Source organism: Pseudomonas nitroreducens TX1, from assembly GCF_000313755.1.
GTDB classification, from domain to species: domain Bacteria; phylum Pseudomonadota; class Gammaproteobacteria; order Pseudomonadales; family Pseudomonadaceae; genus Pseudomonas; species Pseudomonas nitroreducens_A.
This window is the reverse complement of record NZ_AMZB01000107.1, coordinates 1-26,248: the sequence shown is the minus strand read 5'-3', so window position 1 is coordinate 26,248 and position 26,248 is coordinate 1. Positions and strand designations below refer to the sequence as shown.

Sequence of the window (26,248 nt, the reverse complement as noted above, 5' to 3'; positions counted from 1 at the left end):
ACAGTGCGCCATGACGCTAGTGTTCTGCGCGAATGACCTCGTAGTCGCTTTCCGTCTGCCGCTGGAAAGACGGTCAGAACCTCCCTGCAGAGACCCGCCCATGTCCGTTTCCCACGCTCAGCTCAAGGCCTTCCATGCCGTTGCCGTGCACGGCAGCTTTACCCGCGCTGCCGAACGACTGTTCCTCACCCAGCCGGCGATTTCCGACCAGGTGCGCAAGCTGGAAGAGCGCTACGGCGTGCTGCTGTTCCACCGCAACAAGCGTTCGGTGCGTCTGACCGAACTGGGTGAGCGCCTGTTGGCGGTGACCCAGCGCTTGTTCGTGATCGAGGCCGAAGCGCAGGAGCTGCTGCAGGAGTCCAGCGCGCTGCAGACCGGCAGCCTGACCCTGGCGGTGGATGCGCCGGTGCATGTGCTGCCGCAGATCGCGCGCTTCTGCCAGCGCCATCCGGGCATCCGGGTGAAGCTGGAGACGGGCAACACCGATGAGTCGCTGCAGCGGCTGTTCGATTACCAGGCGGACCTGGCGCTGCTGGGGCGCGAGGTGCAGGACGAGCGCTTGCTGACCTTCACCCTGCGCAGTGACCCCATAGTCGCTTTCGTGGGCCGCAGCCATCCCTGGGCCGGGCGCGAGTCCATCGAACTGGCTGACCTCGACGACACGCCGCTGGTCGTGCGCGAGCAGGGCTCGGTGACCCGGCAGATGCTGGAAGTGGAAATGGCCCGCGCCGGCCTGCGCATCCGCCCGGCGATCGAAGTGGAAGGTCGCGAGGCCTCGCTGGAAGCGGTGGCGGTGGGGATTGGCGTCGGCGTGGTGTCCGCCGCCGAACTGGGCGCGGATGCCCGCGTGCATGCGCTGCCGATCCTCGATTGCCAGTGGCGGATGAGCGAGACCCTGGTGTGCCTGCGCGAGCAGAGCACCCGGCGGATCGTGGCGACCTTTCTTGATCTGGTGAAGGAAGATTTGCCTGTCTGAGGGGAAGGTATGCTCAACGACCTATTCGCGGCATCAAGCTGCACGGATACCCCCTCTCCCTTCAGGGAGAGGGCTGAGGAGAGGGGCCGATGCTTCCCCGCAGCTCCTCTAGAGTGCTTGACTCCTTTCCCCCTCCCTAACCCTCCCCCGCAAGCGGGAGAGGGGACCGTTCGGCAGGCGCGGCTGCGCTGGCGTTAGCCGGAAGAGGTGTTGGCTTACCAGGTTCAACCCTCCGCCAACTCCAGAAACGCGCTCACCACCCGCAGTCCCCGGCGCCGTTCCAGACAGCCGATGGCATGGCGGTTGAGCAGGCCGTCCCCACCCAGCGGGATCGCCTTCACGCGCGGGTCCGGGCTGATCTCCAGCGACGACACGATGCCGATCCCCAGTTCCGCCGCCACCGCCTCGGTCACCGCCTCGCGGCTGTCAAGCTCCAGCAGCACGCGTGGCTCCACCGACGCCGCCGAGCAGGCCGCATCGAAGGTGCGCCGGGTGATGGAGTCGGGCTCGCGCAGCACCATGATCTGCTGGTCCAGCTCACCCAGCGGCAGCTCGCCGTCGCGCTCGCTCCAGGCATGACTGGCAGGGACCAGGGCGCAGATGCGCGATTCCACCAGTTCACGCAGGAACAGCCCGGGACGCGGTTCGATTTCCGTCAGTACGGCGATATCGACATGTTCGTCCATCAGCGCCGCGAGAGTTTCCTGCGCGTTGCCCAGGCGCAGGTTGACGGTGATGCCGGGGTAGCTTGCGCGCAGCCGGGCGAGCATCGGCATCACCAGGTGCGGCCCGTCGGCAGCGACCTCGATGCGTCCGGTCACCAGTTCGCGGCTGGCGTCGAGCATGGCCTCGGCTTCCTCTTCCAGGGCGAACAGCGTGCGACTGATCGCCGACAGCCGTACGCCATCTTCTGTCAGCTCAACACCCCGCGCGGTGCGGCGGAACAGATTGACCTGGTAGTGCTCCTCCAGCGCCTTGACGTGCCCTGTCACTGCCGGCTGGCTGATGAACAGGCGCTCGGCGGCGCGGGTGAAGCTGCGTTCGCGGGCGACGGCGTCGAAGGCGCGGAGCTGGAAGAGATTCATGAGGTATATGTCCGGCTTATGTGGTGCATCGTGATAAACAATTTGAACGATATCTACCCGGCCGGCAAGTTATGCCCAGGCCGCCGCGAACCCGCCCGGCCCAACCGAATTCAGCCCTGACGACGTTCCCAACACAGAGGAATCGAGCATGAGCACTGCCGAGCGAGCCCCCATCCTGCTGACTCCCGGTCCGCTGACCACGTCCCCCCGCACCCGCCGCGCCATGATGGTCGACTGGGGATCGTGGGACCGCGACTTCAACGACCTGACGGCAGATGTCTGCAAGCGCCTGCTGGCGATCATCCACGGCGAGGCGACCCACACCTGCGTGCCCCTGCAGGGCAGCGGCACCTTCTCCGTGGAGGCCGCCGTTGGGACCCTGGTGCCGCGCGACGGCAAGGTGCTGGTGCTGATCAACGGCGCCTACGGCAAGCGCCTGGCGAAGATCTGCCAGGTGATCGGCCGCGAGTTCAGCACCTTCGAAACCGAAGAAGACGTGCCGACCACTGCCGCCGACGTCGACCGTCTGCTCAGCGCGGACCCCAGCGTCACCCACGTCGCACTGATCCACTGCGAGACCAGCACCGGCATCCTCAACCCGTTGCAGGACATCGCCAAGGTCATCGAGTCCCACGGCAAGCGGCTGATCATCGATGCCATGAGCTCCTTCGGCGCGCTGGACATCGACGCCCGGCAGATTCCCTTCGATGCGCTGATCGCCGCGTCCGGCAAATGCCTGGAAGGTGTGCCGGGCATGGGCTTCGTCTTCGCCCGCAGCACCGCCCTGAATGCCAGTGCCGGCAACTGCCACTCGCTGTCCATGGACCTGCAGGACCAGCACGCCTACATGGCCAAGACCGGCCAGTGGCGCTTCACCCCGCCAACCCACGTGGTGGCCGCGCTGCACGAAGCGCTGAGCCAGTACGAGGAGGAGGGCGGTCTCGCCGCCCGTCATCAGCGTTACGCAAACAATTGCCAGACTCTGCTGGCGGAGATGGCCGAGCTCGGGTTCCGCAGCTTCCTGCCGGCCGAGATCCAGGCGCCGATCATCGTCACCTTCCATGCCCCGCGCGACGCCCGTTACAGCTTTTCCGAGTTCTACAACCGGGTGCGCGAGAAGGGCTTCATCCTCTACCCGGGCAAGCTGACCCAGGTGGAAACCTTCCGCGTCGGTTGCATCGGCCAGGTCGACGCCAGCGGCATGCGCGCCGCCGTAGCGGCCATCGCCGAGACGCTGAAGGAAATGGAAGTCTTCGAAATCTGACGCCCGCCCGAATTCTCACAGGATTGAACGCCATGAATTACCAGCAACCCCAGCAACTGCAAGCCGTCATCCTCGACTGGGCCGGCACCGTGGTCGACTTCGGCTCCTTCGCGCCGACCCAGATCTTCGTCGAAGCCTTCGCCGAGTTCGGCGTGCAGGTCAGCCTGGAAGAAGCCCGTGGCCCGATGGGCATGGGCAAGTGGGACCACATCCGCACCCTGTGCGATATCCCGGCCATCGCCGAGCGCTACAAGGCCAGGTTCGGCCGCGTGCCGAGCGACGATGACGTCACCGCCATCTACGAGCGCTTCATGCCGCTGCAGATCGAGAAGATCGCCGAGCATTCGGCGCTGATTCCCGGCGCGCTGGACGCCATCGCTGCCGTGCGCCAAGGCGGGCTGAAGGTCGGTTCCTGCTCCGGTTATCCGGCTGTGGTGATGGAAAAGGTCGTCGCCCTGGCGAAGACCAACGGCTACGTCGCTGACCACGTGGTCGCCACCGATGAAGTGCCCAACGGCCGCCCGCACCCGGCGCAGGCGCTGGCCAACGTGATTGCCCTGGGCATCAACGACGTAGCGGCCTGCGTGAAGGTCGACGACACCTGGCCGGGCATACTTGAGGGCCGCAGCGCCGGCATGTGGACCGTGGCGCTGACCTGCTCGGGCAACGCGCTGGGCCTGACCTACGAGCAGTACAAGGCGCTGCCGGCGGACAAGCTGGAGCAGGAGCGCCGCCGCATCGGGCAGATGTTCGAGGGCTCGCGGCCGCATTACCTGATCGACACCATTGTCGATCTGCCGGCTGTGATCGCCGATATCAATGCGCGCCTGGCGCGGGGGGAGATGCCGCAAAGCAGCTGACGCTCGATATGAATGAAAAGGCCCGCTTAGTGCGGGCCTTTCTTGTGTTGGGGTCGGGTGTTTCTGCGTCGCTTTGGAGCGGGCTGATGTCTTCGGTTTCGCCCCCTCGGGCGAGTTACTTTGGCAAACGCCCCAAAGTAACCAAAGGTCTTGCCTCGGACATCCGGTTTTTCGCTTGGGCGAAAAATTCCCTCGTTGAAGCGGAGTTTCAGGGGCACGCGGCGAAGGGCCATCCCTGGCCCATCGCCGCTGTCGCGACATCCCTGTCGCTCAACCCCTGAAACTGCGCTTCAACGAGGCCTCCTGAACGGGGCATTCGGCGCGCGGACATTGCTCTGGAAGTCTTCAAAGCCAAAGCCAAAGCTAAAGCGAGCACGAATAGCTCCCTCTCCCTTCAGGGAGAGGGCGGGGGAGAGGGTTGGAGAGAGGGTGGTTCAGCATTCTTCCAGATCGTTCGCGAGCACGCGCACTCCTGCAGATCAACGCCGCTGCTTCCCCTGACCCAGGAGCGGGCTTCGTTCGCGATTGGCTCGCCGTTCTGCGGGGGCGGCCTGTCAGCGAAATTCAATTCACCACGTTCCGCACAAACCGCAGCAACACATCCCCATGGTTCTGATAGGAAAACGGCTGGTTGCTCTTGAACACATGGAATCCCCCGGCCTCGACTTGCACCGTCTCTTCGGCCAATACGATGGTCAGCCGTCCTTCGATGACATAGGCCATGTCGTACCATCCCTCGGCATCCGGTTCTGCGTTGTAGGTGTCGCCGGGGGCCAGGGTCCAGTGCCAGAGTTCGGCCTGGCGCGAAGCAGGGGTGCTGGCGAGGAGGGTGCCCCGGCTGTCGGGCTGCTTGCCGCCCCAGGCGACGGCGTCGACGCGGGTCAGGCCGCCGGTGGATGGCGGCCGCACCAGGTCGGCAAAGGTGACTTTCAAGGCCGCGGCGATACGGTCAAGGGTGGCGAGGCTGACGTTGGTGTCGCCGCCTTCGATGCCAACCAGCATCCGCCGGCTGACGCCCGAGGCCTTCGCCAGGGCATCCTGGCTGAGGCCGGCGTCGCGGCGGTGGGTCTTCACGTTATCGGCAACGTGCACCAGCACGCTGGGGCGGTCGGAAGATGTGGGCAGTATATTGCTCATTCTGGCCTTTTTGCGCATTATGTTGCGCATAACAGTCAATCAAGATTTCCCCATCGTTGCAACGCCTGATCAGGTCCGCATCATGCCTCGCTCCCGCCTTCTTTCTACTGTCTTCCCCATCGCCATCCTGATCGTCTCGATGGCTTCGATCCAGACCGGCGCCTCCGTGGCCAAAAGCCTGTTCCCGGTCCTCGGCGCGGAGGGGGTCACCTCCATGCGACTTATCTTCGCCGCGATCATCCTGTTGGCGATCCTGCGTCCGTGGCGCACTTCGTTGCGCGGCAAACCGCTCAAGCCGCTGTTCATCTACGGCCTCAACCTGGGCCTGATGAACCTGATGTTCTATATGGCGCTGCAGAGCATTCCGCTGGGCGTCGCCGTAGCGCTGGAGTTCACCGGGCCGCTGGCGGTGGCGCTGTTCTACTCGCGCAAGCCGCTGGACTTCCTCTGGATCGCCCTGGCCGTGGTGGGCCTGGGGCTGTTGCTGCCGATTGCCGACTTCGGTGCCGGTATCGATCCCAAGGGTGCCGCGCTGGCGCTGGGGGCGGGCGTGTGCTGGGGGCTGTACATCATCTTCGGCCAGCGCGCCGGCAGTGACCTGGGCGCGCAGGGCGCGGCGCTGGGCATCACCATCGCCGCCGTCTGCATGGCGCCCATCGGCTTCGCCCACAGCGGCACGGCGCTGCTGGATCTCAGCCTGTTCCCCGCGCTCCTGGGGGTGGCGGTCCTCTCCAGCGCTTTGCCCTATACCCTGGAGATGATTGCGCTGACCCGCCTCCCTGCGCGTACGTTTGGCACGCTGATGAGCATCGAGCCGGCGTTCGGGGCGTTATCCGGGTTGTTCTTCCTGGGCGAACAACTGACCTCGCACCAGTGGATCGCCATCGGCGCCATCATCGTCGCCTCGGTGGGCACGACGCTGAGCAGCCGGCCGAGACCTGCGCTGGTGGCTGACTGAGTGTCGCGATAGCAGATGAAAAGGCCGCCTTCGGGCGGCTTTTCGCGTGATGGGTGTTCAACCGGCAGTTCGCCGCTCGTTGAGCACGATCTGCCGCCTGGCGCTGCGTGACAGGCGGATGCACAGCATCACCGCCGCGCAGGTCAGGCCGACGATCAGGCCCTCCCACAGGCCGCGCGGGCCGGTGGGTTCCTGCAGCCAGTGGGCGAGGCCCAGGCTGTAGCCCACCGGCAGGCCGATGCCCCAGTAGGCGAACAGGGTCATGATCATGGTCGCGCGGGTGTCCTGGTAGCCGCGCAGTGCACCGGCGGCGGTGACCTGCACGGCGTCGGAGAACTGGAACAGCGCCGAGAACACCAGCAGAGTGGCGGCCAGCGCCAGGACCTCAGGGTCCTGGGTGTAGAGCCCCGCGATGTGCTCACGCATCAGCAGCATACCGCTGGCGGAAACGCAGGCGTACGCCAGCGCCGCTCCCATGCCCACACCCGCAGCGAAGCGTGCATCGCGCGGTGCGCCGGCGCCCAGGGACTGCCCCACGCGTACGGTCACGGCCATGGCCAGCGAGTAGGGAATCATGAACACCAGCGCACTGAAGTTCAGTGCCACCTGGTGGCCCGCCACGACCTTTTCGCCGAGTTCGCCGATCAGCAGGGCGATCACCGAGAAGATGCTGGACTCGGCGAACACCGCGATGCCGATCGGCAGGCCGACCGCCACCAGGCTGCCGATTACCTTGGGCCGCGGCAGTTCCCAATGGCTGAACAGTTGGCTCGGCTTGTATACCTTGGCCCCGTTCACCCACACCAGCATGCCCAGCAGCATGAACCACATCACCGAGCCGGTGGCCCAGCCGCAGCCGGGGCCGCCCAGGGCCGGGAAGCCAAGATGGCCGTAGATCAGTACGTAGTTGATCGGGATGTTCAGCATCAGCCCGCAGATGCCCAGCACCATGCTCGGCCGGGTGCGCCCCAGGCCGTCGCTGAAGCAGCGCAGCACGTGGTACAGCGCCACCGCCGGCAGGCCGCAGGCGATGCCGCGCAGGTAGAAGCAGCTCGGCTCGATCAGCGCTTGCTCGACCTTCATCGCCCGCAGGACCGGTTCGGACAGCAACCACAGCGTCGCCCCTGCCAGCGGGCCGACCAGCAGTGCCAGCCACAGCGCCTGGCGCACCAGCGGGCCGGTGCCGGCCTGGTCGCCCGCGCCGTAGCGCTGGGCCACCTTGGCGGTGGTGGCGAGCAGGGTGCCGGTCATCAGCAGGAAGACCGGAATCCAGATCGAATTGCCCAGCGCCACCGCGGCCAGGTCGCGCGGCCCCACGCTGCCAGCCATCACCGCGTCGACGAAGCCCATGGCGGTGGTCGCCAGCTGGGCGATCATGATGGGCGCTGCGAGGGTCAGCAGTTCCTTGAGTTCGGTGGCGGTGCGCCGTCCGCGGGAGACGGGCTGGGTGAGGCTGGTCACGGCTTTCCTTGGCAGAGAAATGGACAGGAAGCCGGCCAGTTTACGGGTTGTCCGGGTGGTCAGCAAAGCGTGGCATTGACCCTTCGTGCTTCGCGCTTACCGTTGTCGGTACAGCCGAAAGTTCTTCTGCGGGGCCGTGCCGGTGCATGCCCCCACCCCAATCCTTTCCCGGAGGGAGAGGGGGAAGATAGTGCCGACTGACGCCATGGCTTCATCCTGCGCCGTTCGTCCCCTCTCCCTCTGGGAGAGCGCTAGGGTGATGGTTGCCCGAAGCGCAGCAGCTCAATTGCAGGTTCAGGCCGCGCTCGCGATCGCACCCACAGGCCGTACCTATAGATGGGTGCGAGTGCCTCCGTCGCCCGTCTCACTGGTAAAGTACCCGGTGCCGATTTCTGGAGTCAGCCCATGCGTATCCTTGCCGATGAAAATATTCCCCTGGTCGAAGCCTTCTTCGGGGCCCATGGCGACATCCGTCGCCTGCCCGGGCGCGGCATCGATCGTGCCGCCCTGGGCGACGCCGAAGTCCTGCTGGTTCGCTCGGTGACCGATGTCAGCCGCGAGCTGCTCGAGGGTAGCCAGGTGAAGTTCGTCGGCACCTGCACCATCGGCACTGATCACCTGGACCTCGATTACTTCGCCGAGGCCGGCATCGCCTGGTCCAGCGCGCCGGGCTGCAATGCCCGCGGCGTGGTGGACTGGGTGCTGGGCAGCCTGCTGGCCCTGGCCGAAGTGCATGGCGCCAGGCTTGCCGAACGCCGCTATGGCGTGATCGGCGCGGGGCAGGTGGGGGGGCGCCTGGTGGATGTGCTGCGCGGGCTGGGCTGGGATGTGCGTGTCTGCGACCCGCCGCGCGCCGCCGCCGAAGGTGGCGACTTCCACAGTCTGGAGGAGGTGCTGCGCGAGTGCGACGTGATCAGCCTGCACACGCCGCTGACCCGCGACGGGGAAAACCCGACGCGCCACCTGATCGACGCCGCTCGCCTAACGACGCTGCGCCCCGGCACCTGGCTGATCAACGCCAGCCGGGGTGGGGTGATCGACAATACGGCGCTGCGCATTCACCTGGAGTCCGGCGCCGATATCGACGTGGCGCTGGACGTCTGGGAGGGCGAGCCGGAAGTGAACGTGCAGCTGGCCCAACACTGCCGCATCGCCACTCCGCACATCGCCGGCTACAGCCTGGACGGCAAGCTGCGCGGCACCGCGCAGATCTACGAGGCATTCTGCGCCTGGCAGCGCTGCGAGCCGGCCGTCGTCCTCGACGACCTGTTGCCCGCGCAATGGCTGGCCGAACTGAGCCTGAAGGAAGAATGCGACCCGGACTGGGCGCTGGCGATGCTCTGCCGCGCGGTGTACGACCCGCGCAGCGATGACGCCAATTTCCGCCGCAGCCTGCAGGGGGACACCCAGACTCGGCGGGCGGCCTTCGACGCGCTGCGCAAGCACTACCCGCCGCGCCGGGAGATCACCGGGTTGTGGGTGGACATCCAGGGCGATTCGCCGCGCCTGGAAAGCCTGCTGACCGCGCTGGGCGCCAACCGGGTCGGGGAATAGGGCAGACGCGCCTGGTCAGCGGCGCGGTGGCTCGCAGGTCTTGTCCAGCTCCTGGCAGGCGCGCTGGATCATGTCTTCGGTGATGGGCACTTCGCGGCCCTGGGCATCAATGATCGAACCGCCAACCGGCTGCTGCGGATGACGCGGGGTGGGACGGGGAGTGGTTTCACGTTGGGTTTGCAGGCTCATGGCCAATCTCCTCTACATCAGGTGCATTGCAGTCTAGGCAGATCAGATGAAAGCCCGGTGACAGAGGCTGCCCAGGGCAGCGCCGGAGAATCGTCACCGAAGACAGACGACGGGTTGCCTCGCAGATTGCGTGCCAATCACGAGGTCCCCGGTCACCTGCTTGTCGTTATAGTTCGTGGAGTTGCCGTTTCCCTGGTCCGACCCGGCCTTGCGCCGGTAGTTCGAAGAAGTTTCCCTCGAGGTTGAGTATGGACAGGATTCGCATAGGGCTGATCATCAATCCGCTGGCCGGTATCGGCGGCCCGACCGCGCTCAAGGGCAGTGACGGCGTCGTCGAGCTGGCTCTGGCGCGAGGCGCCGAACGAAGGGCGGCAGAGCGCACGCGTGTAGCCCTGGAGCACCTGCTGCCGGTGCGCGAGCGCCTGCAGTTCCTCACCTTCCCCGGCCCGATGGGCGCCGACCTGCTGGCGGACATGGGCTTTGCCCATCGCCTGGTGGGGGCCCTGGAGCAGGCGCAGAGCAGCGCGGCTGATACCCGTCACGCCGTGCAGGCGCTGCAGGAGGCCGGTGTGGCGCTGATCCTCTTCGCCGGCGGCGACGGCACCGCACGCGACGTGGCCGAGGTCGCCCGCGAAGGCCAGCCGGTGCTGGGCATTCCCGCCGGGGTGAAGATCCATTCCGGGGTCTACGCCATCAGCCCGCGCGCCGCCGGGGAACTGGCGCGGCGCCTCGTGGATGGCGGGCTGGTGCGCCTGACCCAGGGCGAAGTGCGCGACCTCGACGAGGCCGCGCTGCGCGAGGGGCGCGTCGCCGCGCGCTGGTATGCCGAGCTGACGGTGCCCGAGGAAGGCCACTTCATGCAGCACGTGAAGCAGGCCGGCATGGAGACCGAGGAGCTGGTGCTGGCCGACCTCGCCGCCTGGCTGGAGGACAGCTGGGAGGACGACGTGCGCTACGTCTTCGGTCCCGGCTCGACGCTGCACGGGCTGGCCACCGACCTGCACCTGGAGACCACGCTGCTGGGCGTCGACGTGATCGAGAACGGTCAGGTAATCGCCCGCGATGTGACCGAGGCGCAGCTGTTCGAACTGGTGGACGGCCACCCGGCCTTTGTGCTGGTGACGGCCATCGGTGGGCAGGGGCACATCCTGGGGCGCGGCAACCAGCAGATCAGCCCGCGGGTGCTGCGCGCCGTCGGTATCGAGCGGCTGCGGGTGATCGCCACCAAGCGCAAGCTTGCCACCCTCGAAGGCCGGCCGCTGCTGGTGGACAGCGGTGACGCCGAGCTGGACGCGAGCCTCCCCGCCGCGGTGCGGGTGTGGGCCGGCTACAAGGAAGAACTGCTCTATCCGCTGGGGTGGGAAAGTGAAGCCTGACGAGAGGGTTGTGCCCTACGGGGCTGGCACGCTCGGCTCACTCTGCCGTTGGGACAGGGCTGGGGGAGGGAGAGTGTGGAACGGATTTCCCCAGGGAAAAGACAGTGGCTCCTGCGCACGGTGGTGCATGCCGGCGAGGCTGATCTAGACTTCCTCGCTTCGTGAATATGGGCGGGAGAGCGAGTCATGCATAGGGGCGGTTGTCTGTGCGGTGCGGTGCGCTACGAAATCAGCGGCGAGCTGGCACCCATCCAGGTCTGCCATTGCAGCCAGTGCCGCAAGGCGCAGGGCGGGCCATTCGCCACCAACCTCCCGGTGGACCGCGCGGCGTTCCGCCTGCTCAGCGGCGAGTCGGAACTGGCCGGGTATCGTGCGACGCCGGAAAAACTACGGGTGTTCTGCCGCCTCTGTGGCTCGCCAATCTACAGCGCCCGCGATGCGCTGCCGAAAACTTTGCGGGTGCGTGCGGGAACCCTCGACGAGCCGGTGCGGACAAAGCTCGAAGCACATTACTACGTCGACTCCCGCGCCAGTTGGTGGCCGCTGGAGGACAATCTGCCCCGCCACGGCGGTGCAAAGCCGGGTTGAAGGAGCTGGCGCCGCCAGCAGTCAGGGAGTAACAGGTTCAGTGGGAATGGAACGGACATTTCGCGTGCTGGTGTTGGGCGGTTACGGCAACTTCGGCAGCCTGATCGTGCGCCGCCTGAGCGGCATCGGAGGCATCCGCGTGCTGGTGGGGGGGCGCGACCAGCGCCGCGCCACTGAACTGGCGGTGCAGGTAGGCGGCGAGGCGGTGTGCCTGGACATGAACCAGCCGACGCTGGCCGGTCGCCTCAACGAACTGAAGGTCGACCTGGTGATTTCCACTGCCGGACCGTTCCAGGGCCAGGACTACCGCGTCGCCCGCGCCGCCATCGGCGCCCGCGCGCATTACGTCGACCTGGCCGATGCCCGCCAGTTCGTCTGCGGCATCCACGAACTCGACCGTGCCGCGCGCAGCGCCGGGGTGCTGGTGTGCAGTGGCGCCAGTTCGGTGCCCGCCCTGGCCGCCTCGGTGATCGACGACCTGCTGCCACGTTTCCAGCGCCTGGACAGCATCCACCATGGCATCAGCTCGTCGGCCAAGATTCCCGGGCAGGCCACGGTATCCGCGGTGCTGGGCTACTGCGGCAAGCCGCTGCGGCAATGGCGCCAGGGCCGCTGGCAGGACGTCCACGGTTGGCAGGGGCTCAATCGCCATTGTTTTCCCGCGCCGCTGGGCGCGCGCTGGCTGGCCCACTGCGACGTGCCGGACCTCGACCTCTTCCCACAGCGTTATCCCGGCGTGCAGGACGTGCGCTTCTCCGCGGGCCTTGGCCTGAGCCTCACCCAGTTCGGCACCTGGGGCCTTTCCTGGCTGGTGCGCGCCGGCCTGGTGAAGAATGCGGCACGCCTGGGCGCCGGCCTGCACCGCCTGGCCGTGGCGATGGAGCCCTTGGGCGACGGGCTCAGCGGCATGTTCGTCCACCTGCAGGGCGTCGATGGCGACGGCAAGCCGCTGGGATTGTGCTGGGAGATGCTGGCGCAGCAAGACCACGGCCCGAACATTCCCTGCATGGCGGCGGTGGCGCTGGCGCGCAAGCTCGCCGCCGGGCAACTGCGTCAGCGCGGAGCGACGCCCTGTGTCGGCCTGCTCACCACGGACGAATACGTGGCCGAGCTCGAAGGGTTGGATATCTCCCACGGCTTGCGCGAGTTGGTCGTGCACTGATGGCGAAGTGTTTCCCAGGCAACAGTCGATCAGCAGCGCTGTTGCCTGGGTGACACGGAACATCCGCCAGAACGGGCTGAAGTGCCCGAAAATCATACATTTCCCTGTTGGTACGGCCCTTGCTCAAGGCTTCTGTACCTAGCGCAACAGTCAACAGGGAAAACCCATGACCAGCCCCATCAAAGTGGTCGCCGTCTCCGGCGGCACCTATCGTCCCTCGCGCACCCTGGTGCTCACCCAGGCCGTGCTGGACGCCCTCGGCGAACGCTTGCCGGTAGACACCCGGCTCATCGAACTGGCCGACATCGCCCGCCCGCTGGGTGCCGCATTGTCCCGCCAGGAGCTCTCCGCCGAGCTGGAAGCCACGCTACGCGAGATCGAGACCGCCGATCTGCTGGTAGTCGCCTCTCCGGTCTACCGTGGCTCCTATCCGGGCCTGCTCAAGCACCTGTTCGACCTGGTGGACATGAACGCCCTGATCGACACCCCGGTGCTGCTCGCCGCCACCGGCGGCAGCGAGCGTCACGCCCTTGTCCTCGACCACCAGCTGCGCCCGCTGTTCAGCTTCTTCCAGTCGATCACGCTACCCATCGGCGTGTACGCCAGCGAAGGGGACTTCGCCAACTACCAGATCATCAGCGACACCCTGCGCGCGCGCATCCAGCTGGCCGCCGAGCGCGCCGCGCCGCTGTTCGCCCGCCCGCAACTGCGCAAGACTGCCTGAGGAGCCCGCGATGAACGTGTTCTGGTTCCTGCCCACCCACGGCGACGGCCACTTCCTCGGCACCAGCGAGGGTGCGCGCCCGGTGTCGCTGCCGTATCTCAAACAGATCGCCCAGGCCGCCGATTCCCTCGGCTATTACGGCGTGCTGATTCCCACCGGCCGCTCCTGCGAGGATTCCTGGGTGGTCGCCTCGGCCCTGGCGCCGCTCACCGAGCGCCTGCGTTACCTGGTGGCGATCCGTCCGGGGATCATCTCGCCCACCGTGTCCGCGCGCATGGCCGCGACCCTGGACCGGCTGTCCGGCGGCCGCCTGCTGATCAACGTGGTCACCGGCGGCGACCCGGATGAAAACCGTGGCGACGGCATCCACCTCAGCCACGCCGAGCGCTATGAAGTCACCGATGAATTCCTGCGTATCTGGCGCCGCGTGCTGCAGGGCGAATCCGTGGACTTCAAGGGCAAGCACCTGCAGGTGGAGAACGCCAAGGCGCTCTATCCGCCGATCCAGAAGCCGTATCCGCCGCTGTACTTCGGCGGCTCCTCCGCCGAGGCCCACGACCTGGCCGCCGAGCAGGTGGACGTCTACCTGACCTGGGGCGAGCCGCCGCAAGCGGTCGCGCAGAAGCTTGCCGATGTGCGCGAGAAAGCCGCGAAGCAGGGGCGCACCGTCAAGTTCGGCATTCGCCTGCACGTGATCGTCCGCGAGACCGCCGAGGAGGCCTGGCAGGCCGCCGACAAGCTGATCGGCAACATCTCCGACGAGACCATCGCCAACGCGCAGAAATCCTTCGCCCGCTTCGACTCCGAAGGCCAGCGGCGCATGGCCGCGCTGCACGGCGGCCGCCGTGACCAGCTGGAGATCTACCCCAACCTCTGGGCCGGCGTCGGCCTGGTGCGTGGCGGCGCCGGTACCGCGCTGGTGGGCGACCCGCAGCAGGTCGCCGAGCGCATCAAGGAGTATGCGGACCTAGGGATCGACAGCTTCATCTTCTCCGGCTACCCGCACCTGGAAGAGGCCTACCGTTTCGCCGAACTGGTCTTCCCGCTGCTGCCCGAGCCCTATGCGAGCCTCGCCGGCCGCGGCGTGACCAACCTCACCGGGCCCTTCGGCGAGATGATCGCCAACGATGTGCTGCCTGGGCGCAAGGCCGGCTGAGTTCTCCTGGTGTGCCGGGCAGGGGCCTGGCACATCCCGAATCGATAGAAGAGGAAGCGAGCGTGAACGCCAATACGCGGCTCGACGTACAGACACCCGGGCAAATAGCCCAACGCCTGGCCGCCGGTTTCGCCGAAACCGCCGCCGAGCGCGACATCCGTGGCGGCACGCCGAAGGCCGAGCGCGATGCGCTGCGCCAGAGCGGCCTGCTGTCGCTGATCATCCCCACCGAGTACGGTGGCCTGGGCGCCGACTGGAGCACAACGCTGGACGTCGTGCGCCAGTTTGCCGTGGTCGATAGCTCCATCGCCCACGTGTTCGGCTTCCAGCACCTGATGCTGGCCACCGTGCGGCTGTTCTCCCGCCCCGAGCAGTGGCAGCCGTGGTACGAACTGACCGCGCGCAACCAATGGTTCTGGGGCAACGCCCTGAACCCGCTGGACACCCGCACCGTGTCGCGTAACTTCGCCGGCTGGCGGGAATTCTCCGGGCGCAAGAGCTTCTGCTCCGGCGCGCTGGATTCGCAGATGCTCATTGCCTCGGCGCTGGACGGCGAGGGCGGCAAGCTGCTGATCGCCGCCATTCCCACCGCCCGCAGCGGCATCAGCCTCGCCCACGACTGGGACAACATGGGCCAGCGCCAGACCGACAGCGGCAGCGCCACCTTTGAGCGGGTGCGGGTGGAGGAGAGCGAGCTGCTGCTCGATCCGGGCCCGCTGAGCACGCCGTTCGCCTGCCTGCGCCCGCTGATTGCCCAACTGATCTTTACCCATGTATTCCTCGGCATTGCCGAGGGCGCGTTCGAAGAGGCGCGGCAGTACACGCTCAAGGAGGCCCGTCCGTGGTTCCGTTCCAACGCCGCCACAGTGGGTGAGGACCCTTACGTGCTTGGGCATTACGGCGAGTTCTGGGTCGGCCTGGAAAGCACCCGCCTGCTGGTGCGCCGCGCCGCCCAATTGCTCGACGAAGCCTGGAGCAGAGGCGCCGCCCTGGACGCCGAGGAGCGCGGCCGGCTGGCCGTGGCCATCGCCACCGCCAAGGTCGCGGCGACCCGCAACGGCCTGGACATCTGCAACCGCCTGTTCGAAGTCACCGGTGCGCGCTCCACCCACGCCGCGCTGCGCATCGACCGCTACTGGCGCAATCTGCGCACCCAGACCCTGCACGACCCGGTGGACTACAAGGTTCGCGAACTGGGCGACTGGGCGCTGAACCAGCAACTGCCGCAACCGACTTTCTACTCATGAACGCGACCACACCCGAAGGGCTGCTGACGCTGCCCAAGTCTCCCGCGCTGGCCACCTCCATCCGCGCCACCGCCCAGGTCTTCGAAGACCCGAAATCCCAGGCGCTGCTCGATCACCTGCAGCAGGTCGCGCCCAGCGAGGCCAGCGTGCTGATCATCGGCGAGACCGGCACGGGCAAGGAACTGGTGGCGCGGCACATCCACAACCTCAGCGCGCGCCGAGGCGGGCCCTTCGTGGCGGTGAACTGCGGGGCCTTCTCCGAATCCCTGGTGGAAGCCGAGCTGTTCGGTCACGAGAAGGGCGCCTTCACCGGCGCGCTGGCGGCCAAGGCCGGCTGGTTCGAGGAAGCCAATGGCGGCACGCTGTTCCTCGACGAGATCGGCGACCTGCCGATGCCCATCCAGGTCAAGCTGCTGCGCGTATTGCAGGAGCGCGAGGTGGTGCGCCTGGGCTCGCGCAAGAGCATCCCGATCAACGTACGGGTGCTGGCGGCCACCAACGTGCAACTGGAGAAAGCGATCAACGCCGGGCATTTCCGCGAGGACCTGTACTACCGCCTCAACGTGGTCAGTCTGGAACTGTCGCCGCTGCGCGAGCGGCCCGGTGACATCCTCCCGCTGACCCGCCACTTCATTGCCGAGTACAGCCGGCGCCTGGGCTACGGGCAGAGCCAGCTGAGCGCCGAGGCCGCGCAGAAGCTGCGCAGCTATTCGTGGCCGGGGAACATTCGCGAGCTGGAAAATGTCATCCACCACACCCTGCTGATCTGCCGCGACGGCGTGGTGCGTGCAGAGGACCTGCACCTGTCCAACCTGCGCATCGAGCGCAGCGAGGAGCCAAGGCTGGAATCCCTGGGCGCCGAGCAGATTCTCCAGCAGGCCTTCCAGCGGCTGTTCGAGGAGCAGGGCGGCAACCTGCATGCGCGGGTGGAAGATGCGTTGCTGCGCGCGGCCTATCGCTTCTGCCATTGCAACCAGGTGCATACCGCCAACCTGCTCGGTCTGAGCCGCAACGTCACGCGCACGCGGCTGATCGAGATTGGCGAGCTGGTGGTGAACAAGCGCCGGGGCGCGACGGTGATCGACCCGCAGAGGGGCGTGCGGCTGTCCATCTAGCTCGCTCGGGTCGGGCCCGTCTATTTGGAGGTATTCGCCGTGGGCCACTGATCCACGGCAACGAAACGGGCCAGTGGCCAGCCTAGACTCCGGGACCGCCCATCCCTCGCCAAAGGAGTCACCCATGCACGTGGACATCGCCATCGTCGGCGCCGGCCCCGCCGGGCTTTGCCTGGCCCGCTCGCTGTCGGGCAACGGCCTGTCGATCCTGCTGATCGACCGTCAGCCGCTGGCCGCGGTGTCCGACCCCGCCGAGGACGGCCGCGAGATCGCGCTGACCCACGCCTCCCGCGCCGAACTGCAGCGGCTGGGCATGTGGTCGCGGATCGACCCCGAGGACGTCTCGCCGCTGCGCGATGCCCAGGTGCTCAATGGCCCTTCGCTGTTCACCCTGCGCATCGAGGCCGAGCAGGCTGGTGCGGAACAGCTGGGGTATTTCGTCTCCAACCAGATGATCCGCCGCGCTGCCTTCGACGCGGTGCACGAGTGTGCCGACGTCTCGCTGGTCTGCGGCCGCGCCTTGCGTTCGCTGCAGGTCCGGCAGGACGGCGTGGCGCTGACCCTGGACGACGACAGCCGCGTCCATGCGCGCCTGCTGGTCGCTGCCGACAGCCGCTTCTCCGAGACCCGCCGCATGCTGGGTATCGGCGCGAGCATGGAGGACTTCGGCAAGACCATGATGGTCTGCCGCATGGCCCATGAGAAACCGCACCACAACGTGGCCTGGGAATGGTTCGGCTACGGGCAGACCCTGGCGTTGCTGCCGATCAATGGCGACCGCTCTTCCGTCGTGCTGACCTTGCCGCAGCGCGAGATGGCGCCGCTGCTGGAGCTGGACGAGCAGGCCTTCGCCCGCGAGGTGGAGCGCCGTTTCGACCGTCGTCTGGGCGGCATGGAGTTGCTCGGCGCGCGTCACAGCTATCCGCTGGTGGGGGTGTACTCGGACCGTTTCGTCGGCCCGCGCAGCGCGCTGATCGGCGATGCCGCCGTCGGCATGCACCCGGTCACCGCCCACGGCTTCAACTTCGGCCTGCAGAGCCAGCGCCGGCTGGCCAATGAAATCCTCGCGACCCATCGCCGGGGCGGCGATATCGGCGGCACCTGGCCGCTGCGCCGCTACGCCATGGCTCACCGCCTGGCGACCTGGCCGCTGTACCAGGCCACGCGGCTGATCGTCGGCATGTACACCGACCCGCGCCCGCCAGTTCGTCTGCTGCGCAACGCCGGCCTGCGCCTGGCGCAGAACCTGCCGCCGCTGCGCACGGCGATTGCAAAACACCTGACGCAGGGCGCCTGAGGGCGTTCGCGAGCAAGCTCGCTCCTACAACAGCACGCCGGTGCTTCCGGTGACTAGGAGCGAGCTTGCTCGCGAACCCAGGCCTGCCCGTGATGCGGCCTGGAAACGATCGCGGACGGAGTCCGCTCCTACGTCATCGGTGAGCCCGGCGTAGGAGCGGACTGTGTCCGCGATGGCTATCCGCGCACGCGGACGGTCGGTGATCAAGCCGCCTCGGTCCGTCGCGCCTTCTTCTGCTCCAGTTCGCGCACCCGCGGCAGTACCTTTTCACCGAAGTAGCGCACCTCTTCCTGGAAATGCAGGAAGCCCGCCAGCACCAGGTCCACACCCACTGCCTTGAGCGCGACGATGCGCTCGGCGATCTGCTGGGGCGTGCCGATCAGGTTAGTCTTGAAGCCGTCGTTGTACTGCACCAGGTCCTCGAAGGTGGATTTCGCCCAGTTTCCTTCGCCCTCCGGTGACGCTGCACCGGCTTGTTTCGCCGCGTGGCCGAAGGCGTTCACCGCTTCCGGGTCGGCCTTGTCGATGATCTCGGCGAGCACCGCGCGGGCCTCTTGCTCGGTGTCGCGGGCGATGACGAAAGCGTTCACGCCGATCTTCACCGAATGTCCGTTGGCTGCGGCTTTTTCGCGGATGTCGTCCACCTGGGCCTTGATGCCTTCCACGCTGTTGCCGTTGGTGAAGTACCAGTCGGAAACGCGCGAAGCCATGTCCCGCGCGGCTCGCGAGCTGCCGCCCTGGAAGATCTCCGGGTGCGGACGCTGGATGGGTTTGGGCTTGAGGTTGTAATCGTGGAAGCGGTAGAAGTCGCCCGTGAAAGTGAAGTTGTCCTGGGTCCAGATGCCCTTCAGGGCGCGGATGAATTCCTCCGAGCGACGGTAGCGTTCGTCGTGTTCCAGCCAGGGCTCGCCGATGGCCTGGAATTCACCCTTGAACCAGCCGCTGACGATGTTTACCGCAATACGCCCGGCAGTGAGCTGGTCGATGGTGGCCAGTTGCTTGGCGGCCAGCGCGGGCGTCCAGGGGCCGGGGAGGATGGCGGCGATCACCTTGAGTTTCTCGGTGGCGCCCAGCAGGGCATGGCTGAATGCCACCGACTCGTGCTGGTTCTCGGCGCCGTAGCCGGCGGTGAAGCGGATCTGCGTCAGCGCGTAGTCGAATCCGGCGTTCTCGGCAATGCGCGCGAGCTCGCGGTTGTAGTCGATGTCCCAGTGGGTGCGCTGCTCAATCTTGCTGACCACCAGGCCGCCACTGACGTTGGGAACCCAGTAGGCAAAACGGATCGCTTGTTGGCTCACGGCTCGGCTCCTCGATGCTGCACTGCGGCGAAGGTGCCGCAGGATGTACAGAGCGAAAGCCGTGCCACGGGAGGAATTCCCGGCGGATCAGACACTTGGTCATTAGCCGGGACAACGGCTGCTGTTCCGTCTGGCCCAACGTTGCTGGCAAACTGTTGCTCAGGCAACAGCGCCGGGTGCGACAACCCGCCCCTGAGCAGGCGCCGGCAAGGCTGTCAAAATCCGACGTTCACCCGCTCACAGAAGCGGGAACCTCCTGCGTGCGAATCCATAACAGGAAAAATCCAGGGGGCACTACCATGGCCATCACTTCCAGCGATATCTGCAATGCCGCCGACGGGCTGTCCGGGTTCGTCGGCTTCAACCTCAAGACTGGCAAGTACATCGTGCGCTTCAGCGAGGATTCTTTCGGCATGGACGTGGCCGAGGACAGCATTCGCCCGGCCTGCGAATTCGTCTGGGCGCAGAAGCACGGCGCGGTGATGACCCTGAGCCGCGAGTGCCTGCAGATCCTCGCCGAACAGAACATCCATGATCGCCTGAACCTCAACGAGGCCTTGCTCACCTACCTGCGCCGCACCGACCTGCCGGAGATCGCCGCCGAGCGCCGCCTGAAGTAATCGCCACGCCCGGCGTCGGGCGTTGCAGGGGCGGGGACGCCGACAATCGCGAAGCCGGGGAGGGATTCGCGGGCCCGCTCCTGCGGGGCACGGAGGTACAGGATCGATACGGGCGGGCTCCGTCCGCGATGGTCACCGGTGCGATGCGGGCCAATCGCGGTCGGAGTCCGCCGGTACGCTCGGGTTATGCCGTCCTGCGGCTCAGAGGAACATCCCGCCCGAAGCCTCCACGCGCTGGCCATTGATCCAGCGGCCGCCCTCGGAGAGCAGGGTGGTGATGGCGCCGCCTATGTCGTCCGGCAGGCCGACACGGCCCAGAGCGGTGTTGGCGGCGATCTGCTGGTTCAACTGGGCGTTGTCGCGCACCTGGCCGCCGCCGAAATCGGTCTCGATGGCGCCGGGGGCCAGGATGTTCACGGCGATGCCGCGCGCGCCCAGTTCTTTCGCCTGGTACTTGGTCAAGGTTTCCATGGCGCCCTTCATGGTCGCGTAGGCCGCGTAGCCAGGCAGCGAGAAGCGTGTCAGGCCGCTGGATACGTTGAGGATGCGTCCACCGTCGGCGATCAGCGGCAGCAGCTTCTGGGTCAGGAAGAACGGGCCCTTGAGCTGGATGTTCATCAACTGGTCAAACATCTCCTCGCTGGTCTCGGCGAAGCTGGCGTTAAGGCCGATGCCGGCGTTGTTCACCAGGAAGTCGAAGCTGTCGCGACCGAAAGTCTCGCCCAGCGCGGCGCGCACCTGCTCGGCGAAGGCGGCGAATGCGCTGCTGTCGCCCACGTCCAGTTGCAGCATCAGCGCGCGGCCGCCGTGCTGCTGGATTTCTGCGGCGACGGCCTGGGCTTCGTCGGCCTGGCTGCGGTAGGTGCCGATGATGTCGATGCCGGCGGCGGCGAGGTGCAGGGCGGCGTTGCGGCCAAGGCCACGGCTGGCGCCGGTGATGAGTGCGATCTTGCGGGTCATGGCGAAGCTCCTTTCCTGAGAGGGAGGGCGGGTGGGGTTGAAAAGAAGCTTATTGTTCGGTCGGGTTGTGATAAATAGCGTGAAAACGGAAATAATGGTCGGATATTCCGAACAATTGCCCCGTCGGCCCCTCCCGTGAGGACCACCCATGATCCGACCTGACCTCCTGCGTACTTTCGTGCGCGTCACTGAGCTGGCCAGTTTCACCCAGGCTGGCGAGCAGCTCGGCCTGCCGCGTTCCACGGTTTCGGAGCACATCCAGGCGTTGGAGGAGCTGCTCGGCACGCGGCTGCTGCAACGCACCACGCGCCGCGTCACCGCGACCCAGGACGGCCTGGTGCTCTATGAGCGCAGCAAGGACATGCTCGCCCAGCTCGACGAACTCCAGAGCCTGTTCCAGCAGAACGATGAATCCCTGGGAGGGCGCCTGCGCGTGGACATGCCGACGGTGATGGCGCGCAAGCTGGTGATGCCGCGCCTGGGCGAATTCCTCGCGCGGCACCCGGCGCTGGAGCTGGAAGTGAGCTGCACGGACCGACGCGTCGACCTGGTGCGCGAGGGCTTCGATTGTGTGGTGCGGGTTGGCGCGGTGAACGACCCGTCGGTGGTGGCGCGCACCCTCGGACAGTTTCCGCAGGTGAGCTGCGCCAGCCCGTCATATCTCGCCGAGCACGGTACGCCGCAATCGCTGGAAGACCTCGCCGAACACCAACTGATCCACTACGTGACGGTGCTGGGCGCGCGGCCGCCGGGCTTCGAGTATTTGCACAACAACGAGGTACGTTACCTGCCGATGGGCGGAGCGTTGTCGGTGAACAATGCCGAGGCCTACGAAAGCGCGGCAATGGGCGGGCTGGGGATCATCCAGGTGCCGATCCATGGTGTGCTCGATGACCTGGAGGCGGGGCGGCTGGTGCAGATACTGAGGGACGTGCCGCTGCCTCCCATGGAAATCTCCCTGCTTTATGCCCACCGCCGCCTGCCGCAGCGGGTGCGGGTGTTCATGCAATGGCTGGCACGGCTGCTGGGCGAGCCGGGTGTATTGGGCGCGCCCGTGAACGCCCGGTCCTAGCTCGCCCAGTCGGAATTCAGGATCACCTCGCAGACGTCGACGCGCACGAGGTCCGCATCGTTCATCGCAGCACGTCGGTCTTGACATTGAAGGTCCGGCTTCATGTGCTGCGGGACACCGGCCATGGTGTACAGCGCGATGGTGGTCGACATCGCTCTCGGCGATGCCGTAGCTGCGCAGGAGCTGTGCCGCGTAATCGGCGCCGTCCACTTCGACGCGCTCGCACTGGCTGCAGCGCGGCTTCAGGCTTATGTCGTGGGACATCGCGCCGGCGTAGAGCAACTCGGCATCCAGCTTCAGTGGCCTAGGGTCCTGAATGGGGTGCCGGGCGGTTCGCGAGCAAGCGCGTTCCTGCAGGAACTCCGGACCCGGGACTAGACGAACTGCGCCGCCGCGTAGCCCGAGGCCCAGGCCCACTGGAAGTTGAAGCCGCCCAGGTGGCCGGTGACGTCGAGCACTTCGCCGACGAAGTACAGGCCAGGGGATTTCAGCGACTCCAGGGTCTTGGACGACACCTCGCGGGTATCCACGCCCCCCAGGGTGACTTCCGCCGTGCGATAGCCCTCGGTGCCGGCGGGCACCAGTTGCCAGTCGCCCAGGCGCTCGGCGATGGCCTTCAGCTCGCCCGGCGTGTACTGCTTCATCGGCTTGGAGACGAACCACTGCTCGGCCAGCAGGCCGGCCATCTTCTTGGTGAACAGCTCGCCCAGCAGCGTCTTCAGCTCGCTGTTGGGTCGCTCGCGCTGCTGCTGGGCCAGCCAGACGGGCAGGTCGATACGGGGCAGCAGGTCGATGCTGAGGGTGTCGCCAGGCTGCCAGTACGAGGAGATCTGCAGGATCGCCGGGCCACTGAGGCCACGGTGGGTGAACAGGATGTTCTCGACGAAGCTCTGGCCGTTGCAGCTGACCCGGCAGTCCTCCACCGAGGTGCCGGACAGCTCGGTGCACAGCGCCTTGAGCTGCGGATCGGTGATGGTGAAGGGCACCAGGCCTGCGCGGGTCGACAACACGTTGTGGCCGAACTGGCGGGCGACCTGGTAGCCGAAGCCGGTGGCGCCCAGGGTCGGGATGGACAAGCCGCCGGTGGCGATCACCAGGGATTCGCAGCGGGCGGCTCCGAGGCTGGTCTGCAGCTGGTAGCCGCCTTCGTCGAGGCGGGCGATCTCGCTCACCGAGGTATCCAGGCGCAGGTCGACGCCGACCTGTTCGCACTCGTCCAGTAGTAGCCCGAGGATGTCGCTGGACTTGTTATCGCAGAACAGCTGGCCGAGCTTCTTCTCGTGGTAGGGCACGCCGTGCTTGGCCACCAGGGCGATGAAGTCCCACTGGGTGAAGCGCGCCAGGGCGGACTTGCAGAAGTGCGGGTTCTGCGACAGGAAGTTGCCCGGCTCGCAGTACATATTGGTGAAGTTGCAACGGCCGCCGCCGGACATGAGGATCTTCTTGCCGGCCTTGTTGGCGTGATCGATCAAGAGGACCTGCCGGCCGCGCGCGGCGGCGCTCATGGCGCACATCAGTCCCGCGGCGCCGGCGCCGATGATGATGACCTGGGGTCTGAGCACGGTGGATTCCTCGTGGACGAGCGCCTGGGCGGCGCAAAGCCGCGCATCTTACCCCAAGGGCGGCGGCGCGGGCTGCCCGTGTCCGACCGTGTGTCGATTGCCATCCAGCGCATGCGCAGGCTTCCCGACCGGTGCCGGGCAGGTCGGGATATCCCCGGGGCGTGTTTGTCCGGATAATGCCGGCCCGTTCGCTTTCTACTTTTTCGTGGTAATGCCCGCATGGAAATCAAGGTCAATTTTCTCGACAACCTCCGACTCGAAGCCAAGTTCGACGACTTCACGGTGATTGCCGACCAGCCCATCCGCTACAAGGGCGACGGTTCGGCGCCGGGACCGTTCGACTATTTCCTGGCGTCCTCGGCGCTGTGCGCGGCTTACTTCGTCAAGCTCTACTGCCAGACCCGGGACATCCCCACGGAGAATATCCGCCTGTCGCAGAACAACATCGTCGACCCGGAGAATCGCTACAAGCAGATCTTCAAGATCCAGGTGGAACTGCCGGCGGACATCTCCGAGAAGGACCGCCAGGGCATCCTGCGCTCCATCGACCGCTGCACGGTGAAGAAGGTGGTGCAGACCGGCCCGGACTTCGTCATCGAGGAAGTGGAAAACCTCGATGCCGACGCCCAGGCGCTGCTGATGCCCAGCACCGGCGAGGGTGCCAGCACCTATATCCAGGGCAAGGACCTGCCGCTGGAGCAGACCATCGCCAACATGTCGGAAATCCTCGCCGGCCTGGGAATGAAGATCGAGATCGCCTCCTGGCGTAACATCGTGCCCAACGTCTGGTCGCTGCATATCCGCGACGCGCAGTCGCCGATGTGCTTCACCAACGGCAAGGGCGCCACCAAGGAAAGCGCGCTGGCTTCGGCGCTGGGCGAGTTCATCGAACGGCTGAACTGCAATTTCTTCTACAACGACCAGTTCTGGGGCGAGGAGATCGCCAACGCGCCGTTCGTGCATTACCCCGACGAGCGCTGGTTCAAGCCCGGTGCCAAGGATGCACTGCCGGAGGAAATCCTCGACCAGTACTGCCTGGCGATCTACAACCCCGACGGCGAACTGCGCGGCTCGCACCTCTATGACACCAACTCGGGCAACACCGAGCGCGGCATCTGCTCGCTGCCGTTCGTGCGCCAGTCCGATGGCGAGACGGTGTACTTCCCGTCCAACCTGATCGAGAACCTCTACCTCTCCAACGGCATGAGCGCCGGCAACACCCTGGCCGAGGCGCAGGTGCAGTGCCTGTCGGAAATCTTCGAGCGCGCGGTGAAGCGTGAAATCCTCGAAGGCGAACTGGCGCTGCCGGACGTGCCGCAGGACGTGCTGGCCAAATACCCGGGCATCGTCGCCGGCATCAAGGGTCTGGAGGAGCAGGGCTTCCCGGTGCTGGTCAAGGATGCATCGCTGGGCGGCGAGTTCCCGGTGATGTGCGTGACCCTGATGAACCCGCGCACCGGCGGCGTGTTCGCCTCCTTCGGCGCCCACCCAAGCTTTGAAGTGGCGCTGGAGCGCAGCCTGACCGAGCTGCTCCAGGGCCGCAGCTTCGAGGGCCTGAACGACCTGCCGCGGCCGACCTTCGAAAGCCAGGCGGTGACCGAGCCGAACAACTTCGTCGAGCACTTCATCGACTCCAGCGGTGTGGTGTCGTGGCGCTTCTTCAGTGCCAAGGCCGACTTCGAATTCGTCGAGTGGGACTTCTCCGGACACGGCGACGACTCCAACGTGCAGGAAGCGCAGACCCTGTTCGGCATCCTCGAAGAGCAGGGCAGGGAGGTCTACATGGCCGTGTACGAGCACCTGGGCGCCACGGCGTGCCGCATCCTGGTGCCGGGCTACTCGGAGATATACCCGGTGGAAGACCTGATCTGGGACAACACCAACAAGGCGCTGGCGTTCCGCGCGGACATCCTCAACCTGCACAGCCTCAACATCGTTCGTCTCAAGTCGCTGCTCAAGCGCCTGGAGAGCTGCGAGGTGGACGAGTACACCGACATCACCACGTTGATCGGTATCGAGTTCGACGACAACACGGTCTGGGGCCAGTTGACCATCCTCGAGCTCAAGCTGCTGATCAACCTGGCCGTGAAGCGTTTCGAGAATGCCAAGGAACTGGTGGAAATGTTCCTCCAGTACAACGACAACACCGTCGAGCGCGGGCTGTTCTACCAGGCGCTCAATGCGGCGCTGGAAGTGCACCTGGACGAGGAGCTGGAGATGGCCGACTTCGAAACCAATTTCCGTCGCATGTTCGGCAACGAGCGCATGGACGCGGTGCTCGGCTCGCTGGACGGCAGCGTGCGCTTCTACGGCCTGACGCCCACCAGTCTGAAGCTGGAAGGTCTCGACAAGCACCTGCGCCTGATCGAGAGCTACAAGAAGCTGCACCAGGCACGGGCCAGGGCGGTGGCGGGGCGCTGATCCGGCGGGGTATTCAGCGGGCTCGCTGCCGGAGGGAAGATCGAGCGGTACCTGCAGGATGATGTGGAGCGCAGCGATAGCTATCCACTCCGGAGCACGTACAACGCACGATGTTCTCTTCTGAATGTCGTGCACGGGATTCCCCTCTCCCTAACCCTCTCCCTGA

The 26,248-nt window shown here is 66.4% G+C and carries 24 protein-coding genes; 16 read left to right on the top strand and 8 right to left on the bottom strand.

From position 1 onward, the window contains the following. Positions 1 to 100: 100 nt before the first annotated feature. Complete coding sequence (locus C167_RS0112645; RefSeq protein ID WP_017518649.1) at positions 101 to 976, top strand: LysR substrate-binding domain-containing protein; 876 nt, start codon at positions 101 to 103, stop codon at positions 974 to 976. Between the two features lie 224 nt (positions 977 to 1,200). On the opposite strand, the gene C167_RS0112640 is transcribed toward C167_RS0112645, so the two are convergent. Next, positions 1,201 to 2,061, bottom strand: coding sequence for a LysR substrate-binding domain-containing protein (locus tag C167_RS0112640; RefSeq protein ID WP_017518648.1), 861 nt, complete (start codon positions 2,059 to 2,061; stop codon positions 1,201 to 1,203). Between the two features lie 148 nt (positions 2,062 to 2,209). Between C167_RS0112640 and C167_RS0112635 the strand changes: the two genes are divergently transcribed. Next, positions 2,210 to 3,325, top strand: coding sequence for a 2-aminoethylphosphonate--pyruvate transaminase (locus C167_RS0112635; RefSeq protein WP_017518647.1), 1,116 nt, complete (start codon positions 2,210 to 2,212; stop codon positions 3,323 to 3,325). Between the two features lie 32 nt (positions 3,326 to 3,357). Further along, on the top strand, positions 3,358 to 4,185 hold the full coding sequence (gene phnX / locus C167_RS0112630; protein WP_017518646.1) for a phosphonoacetaldehyde hydrolase: 828 nt from the start codon (positions 3,358 to 3,360) through the stop codon (positions 4,183 to 4,185). Between the two features lie 564 nt (positions 4,186 to 4,749). Here phnX and C167_RS0112625 read toward each other — a convergent pair. Next, entirely contained in the window at positions 4,750 to 5,322 is a 573-nt protein-coding gene (locus C167_RS0112625) for a helix-turn-helix domain-containing protein (RefSeq protein ID WP_017518645.1), read from the bottom strand. A gap of 82 nt (positions 5,323 to 5,404) precedes the next feature. On the opposite strand from C167_RS0112625, the gene rhtA reads away from it, so the two are divergent. After that, positions 5,405 to 6,280, top strand: a complete 876-nt coding sequence (gene rhtA / locus C167_RS0112620; RefSeq protein WP_026078991.1) for a threonine/homoserine exporter RhtA — start codon at positions 5,405 to 5,407, stop codon at positions 6,278 to 6,280. Positions 6,281 to 6,337: 57 nt separating this feature from the next. Here rhtA and C167_RS0112615 read toward each other — a convergent pair whose 3' ends face one another. Then, on the bottom strand, positions 6,338 to 7,741 hold the full coding sequence (locus tag C167_RS0112615) for an MATE family efflux transporter (RefSeq protein ID WP_017518643.1): 1,404 nt from the start codon (positions 7,739 to 7,741) through the stop codon (positions 6,338 to 6,340). A gap of 405 nt (positions 7,742 to 8,146) precedes the next feature. On the opposite strand from C167_RS0112615, the gene pdxB reads away from it, so the two are divergent. Further along, positions 8,147 to 9,295, top strand: coding sequence for a 4-phosphoerythronate dehydrogenase PdxB (pdxB, locus tag C167_RS0112605; protein ID WP_017518641.1), 1,149 nt, complete (start codon positions 8,147 to 8,149; stop codon positions 9,293 to 9,295). Between the two features lie 15 nt (positions 9,296 to 9,310). On the opposite strand, the gene C167_RS34850 is transcribed toward pdxB, so the two are convergent. Further along, on the bottom strand, positions 9,311 to 9,484 hold the full coding sequence (locus C167_RS34850; protein ID WP_017518640.1) for a PA1571 family protein: 174 nt from the start codon (positions 9,482 to 9,484) through the stop codon (positions 9,311 to 9,313). A 248-nt stretch (positions 9,485 to 9,732) separates the two neighbouring features. On the opposite strand from C167_RS34850, the gene C167_RS0112595 reads away from it, so the two are divergent. The 8 genes from C167_RS0112595 to ubiM all read left to right on the top strand — a co-directional run bounded on the left by C167_RS0112595 (position 9,733) and on the right by ubiM (position 18,149). Next, positions 9,733 to 10,860, top strand: coding sequence for an ATP-NAD kinase family protein (locus tag C167_RS0112595; RefSeq protein ID WP_017518639.1), 1,128 nt, complete (start codon positions 9,733 to 9,735; stop codon positions 10,858 to 10,860). A gap of 186 nt (positions 10,861 to 11,046) precedes the next feature. After that, positions 11,047 to 11,448, top strand: coding sequence for a GFA family protein (locus C167_RS0112590; RefSeq protein WP_017518638.1), 402 nt, complete (start codon positions 11,047 to 11,049; stop codon positions 11,446 to 11,448). Positions 11,449 to 11,494: 46 nt separating this feature from the next. Further along, a complete protein-coding gene (locus C167_RS0112585; RefSeq protein ID WP_037006133.1) occupies positions 11,495 to 12,610 on the top strand; it encodes a saccharopine dehydrogenase family protein in 1,116 nt (371 codons plus the stop codon). Between the two features lie 166 nt (positions 12,611 to 12,776). Further along, the gene (gene msuE / locus C167_RS0112580; RefSeq protein ID WP_017518636.1) at positions 12,777 to 13,334 is read left to right on the top strand and encodes an FMN reductase; all 558 of its coding nucleotides are present in this window, start codon (positions 12,777 to 12,779) and stop codon (positions 13,332 to 13,334) included. Positions 13,335 to 13,344: 10 nt separating this feature from the next. Continuing rightward, the gene (ssuD, locus tag C167_RS0112575; RefSeq protein WP_017518635.1) at positions 13,345 to 14,490 is read left to right on the top strand and encodes an FMNH2-dependent alkanesulfonate monooxygenase; all 1,146 of its coding nucleotides are present in this window, start codon (positions 13,345 to 13,347) and stop codon (positions 14,488 to 14,490) included. A 62-nt stretch (positions 14,491 to 14,552) separates the two neighbouring features. Next, positions 14,553 to 15,737: an acyl-CoA dehydrogenase family protein gene (locus C167_RS0112570; protein ID WP_017518634.1), complete on the top strand. Its 1,185-nt coding sequence runs from the start codon at positions 14,553 to 14,555 to the stop codon at positions 15,735 to 15,737. Beyond that, on the top strand, positions 15,734 to 16,852 hold the full coding sequence (locus C167_RS0112565) for a sigma-54 interaction domain-containing protein (RefSeq protein WP_017518633.1): 1,119 nt from the start codon (positions 15,734 to 15,736) through the stop codon (positions 16,850 to 16,852). Before C167_RS0112570 ends, C167_RS0112565 begins: the two co-directional genes overlap by 4 nt. Positions 16,853 to 16,976: 124 nt before the next feature. Further along, the gene (gene ubiM, locus C167_RS0112560) at positions 16,977 to 18,149 is read left to right on the top strand and encodes a 5-demethoxyubiquinol-8 5-hydroxylase UbiM (protein ID WP_017518632.1); all 1,173 of its coding nucleotides are present in this window, start codon (positions 16,977 to 16,979) and stop codon (positions 18,147 to 18,149) included. 203 nt (positions 18,150 to 18,352) lie between these two features. On the opposite strand, the gene sfnG is transcribed toward ubiM, so the two are convergent. Then, a complete protein-coding gene (gene sfnG / locus C167_RS0112555; protein ID WP_017518631.1) occupies positions 18,353 to 19,447 on the bottom strand; it encodes a dimethylsulfone monooxygenase SfnG in 1,095 nt (364 codons plus the stop codon). A gap of 299 nt (positions 19,448 to 19,746) precedes the next feature. Between sfnG and C167_RS0112550 the strand changes: the two genes are divergently transcribed. Further along, entirely contained in the window at positions 19,747 to 20,067 is a 321-nt protein-coding gene (locus tag C167_RS0112550; protein ID WP_017518630.1) for a DUF2025 family protein, read from the top strand. A gap of 201 nt (positions 20,068 to 20,268) precedes the next feature. Here C167_RS0112550 and C167_RS0112545 read toward each other — a convergent pair whose 3' ends face one another. After that, on the bottom strand, positions 20,269 to 21,027 hold the full coding sequence (locus C167_RS0112545) for an SDR family NAD(P)-dependent oxidoreductase (protein WP_017518629.1): 759 nt from the start codon (positions 21,025 to 21,027) through the stop codon (positions 20,269 to 20,271). Between the two features lie 148 nt (positions 21,028 to 21,175). Here C167_RS0112545 and C167_RS0112540 point away from each other — a divergent pair, with 148 nt between their 5' ends. Next, the gene (locus tag C167_RS0112540) at positions 21,176 to 22,099 is read left to right on the top strand and encodes a LysR family transcriptional regulator (RefSeq protein ID WP_017518628.1); all 924 of its coding nucleotides are present in this window, start codon (positions 21,176 to 21,178) and stop codon (positions 22,097 to 22,099) included. Here the strand turns inward: C167_RS0112540 and C167_RS34470 are convergent. Both C167_RS34470 and C167_RS0112525 read right to left on the bottom strand, forming a co-directional pair. Then, positions 22,096 to 22,251: a hypothetical protein gene (locus tag C167_RS34470; RefSeq protein WP_157791834.1), complete on the bottom strand. Its 156-nt coding sequence runs from the start codon at positions 22,249 to 22,251 to the stop codon at positions 22,096 to 22,098. The genes C167_RS0112540 and C167_RS34470 overlap by 4 nt on opposite strands. Positions 22,252 to 22,473: 222 nt before the next feature. Further along, a complete protein-coding gene (locus C167_RS0112525) occupies positions 22,474 to 23,661 on the bottom strand; it encodes an NAD(P)/FAD-dependent oxidoreductase (RefSeq protein ID WP_017518625.1) in 1,188 nt (395 codons plus the stop codon). Positions 23,662 to 23,880: 219 nt separating this feature from the next. Here C167_RS0112525 and C167_RS0112520 point away from each other — a divergent pair, with 219 nt between their 5' ends. Further along, positions 23,881 to 26,082, top strand: a complete 2,202-nt coding sequence (locus C167_RS0112520; RefSeq protein ID WP_017518624.1) for an OsmC domain/YcaO domain-containing protein — start codon at positions 23,881 to 23,883, stop codon at positions 26,080 to 26,082. Positions 26,083 to 26,248 lie beyond the last annotated feature (166 nt).

Coding starts and splice junctions, on each gene's coding strand:
- C167_RS0112645 (WP_017518649.1), top strand. CDS start 101: ATGTCCGTTTCCCACGCTCAGCTCAAGGCCTTCCATGCCGTTGCCGTG.
- C167_RS0112640 (WP_017518648.1), bottom strand. CDS start 2,061: ATGAATCTCTTCCAGCTCCGCGCCTTCGACGCCGTCGCCCGCGAACGC.
- C167_RS0112635 (WP_017518647.1), top strand. CDS start 2,210: ATGAGCACTGCCGAGCGAGCCCCCATCCTGCTGACTCCCGGTCCGCTG.
- phnX (WP_017518646.1), top strand. CDS start 3,358: ATGAATTACCAGCAACCCCAGCAACTGCAAGCCGTCATCCTCGACTGG.
- C167_RS0112625 (WP_017518645.1), bottom strand. CDS start 5,322: ATGAGCAATATACTGCCCACATCTTCCGACCGCCCCAGCGTGCTGGTG.
- rhtA (WP_026078991.1), top strand. CDS start 5,405: ATGCCTCGCTCCCGCCTTCTTTCTACTGTCTTCCCCATCGCCATCCTG.
- pdxB (WP_017518641.1), top strand. CDS start 8,147: ATGCGTATCCTTGCCGATGAAAATATTCCCCTGGTCGAAGCCTTCTTC.
- C167_RS34850 (WP_017518640.1), bottom strand. CDS start 9,484: ATGAGCCTGCAAACCCAACGTGAAACCACTCCCCGTCCCACCCCGCGT.
- C167_RS0112595 (WP_017518639.1), top strand. CDS start 9,733: ATGGACAGGATTCGCATAGGGCTGATCATCAATCCGCTGGCCGGTATC.
- C167_RS0112590 (WP_017518638.1), top strand. CDS start 11,047: ATGCATAGGGGCGGTTGTCTGTGCGGTGCGGTGCGCTACGAAATCAGC.
- C167_RS0112585 (WP_037006133.1), top strand. CDS start 11,495: ATGGAACGGACATTTCGCGTGCTGGTGTTGGGCGGTTACGGCAACTTC.
- msuE (WP_017518636.1), top strand. CDS start 12,777: ATGACCAGCCCCATCAAAGTGGTCGCCGTCTCCGGCGGCACCTATCGT.
- ssuD (WP_017518635.1), top strand. CDS start 13,345: ATGAACGTGTTCTGGTTCCTGCCCACCCACGGCGACGGCCACTTCCTC.
- C167_RS0112565 (WP_017518633.1), top strand. CDS start 15,734: ATGAACGCGACCACACCCGAAGGGCTGCTGACGCTGCCCAAGTCTCCC.
- ubiM (WP_017518632.1), top strand. CDS start 16,977: ATGCACGTGGACATCGCCATCGTCGGCGCCGGCCCCGCCGGGCTTTGC.
- C167_RS0112550 (WP_017518630.1), top strand. CDS start 19,747: ATGGCCATCACTTCCAGCGATATCTGCAATGCCGCCGACGGGCTGTCC.
- C167_RS0112545 (WP_017518629.1), bottom strand. CDS start 21,027: ATGACCCGCAAGATCGCACTCATCACCGGCGCCAGCCGTGGCCTTGGC.
- C167_RS0112540 (WP_017518628.1), top strand. CDS start 21,176: ATGATCCGACCTGACCTCCTGCGTACTTTCGTGCGCGTCACTGAGCTG.
- C167_RS34470 (WP_157791834.1), bottom strand. CDS start 22,251: ATGTCGACCACCATCGCGCTGTACACCATGGCCGGTGTCCCGCAGCAC.
- C167_RS0112520 (WP_017518624.1), top strand. CDS start 23,881: ATGGAAATCAAGGTCAATTTTCTCGACAACCTCCGACTCGAAGCCAAG.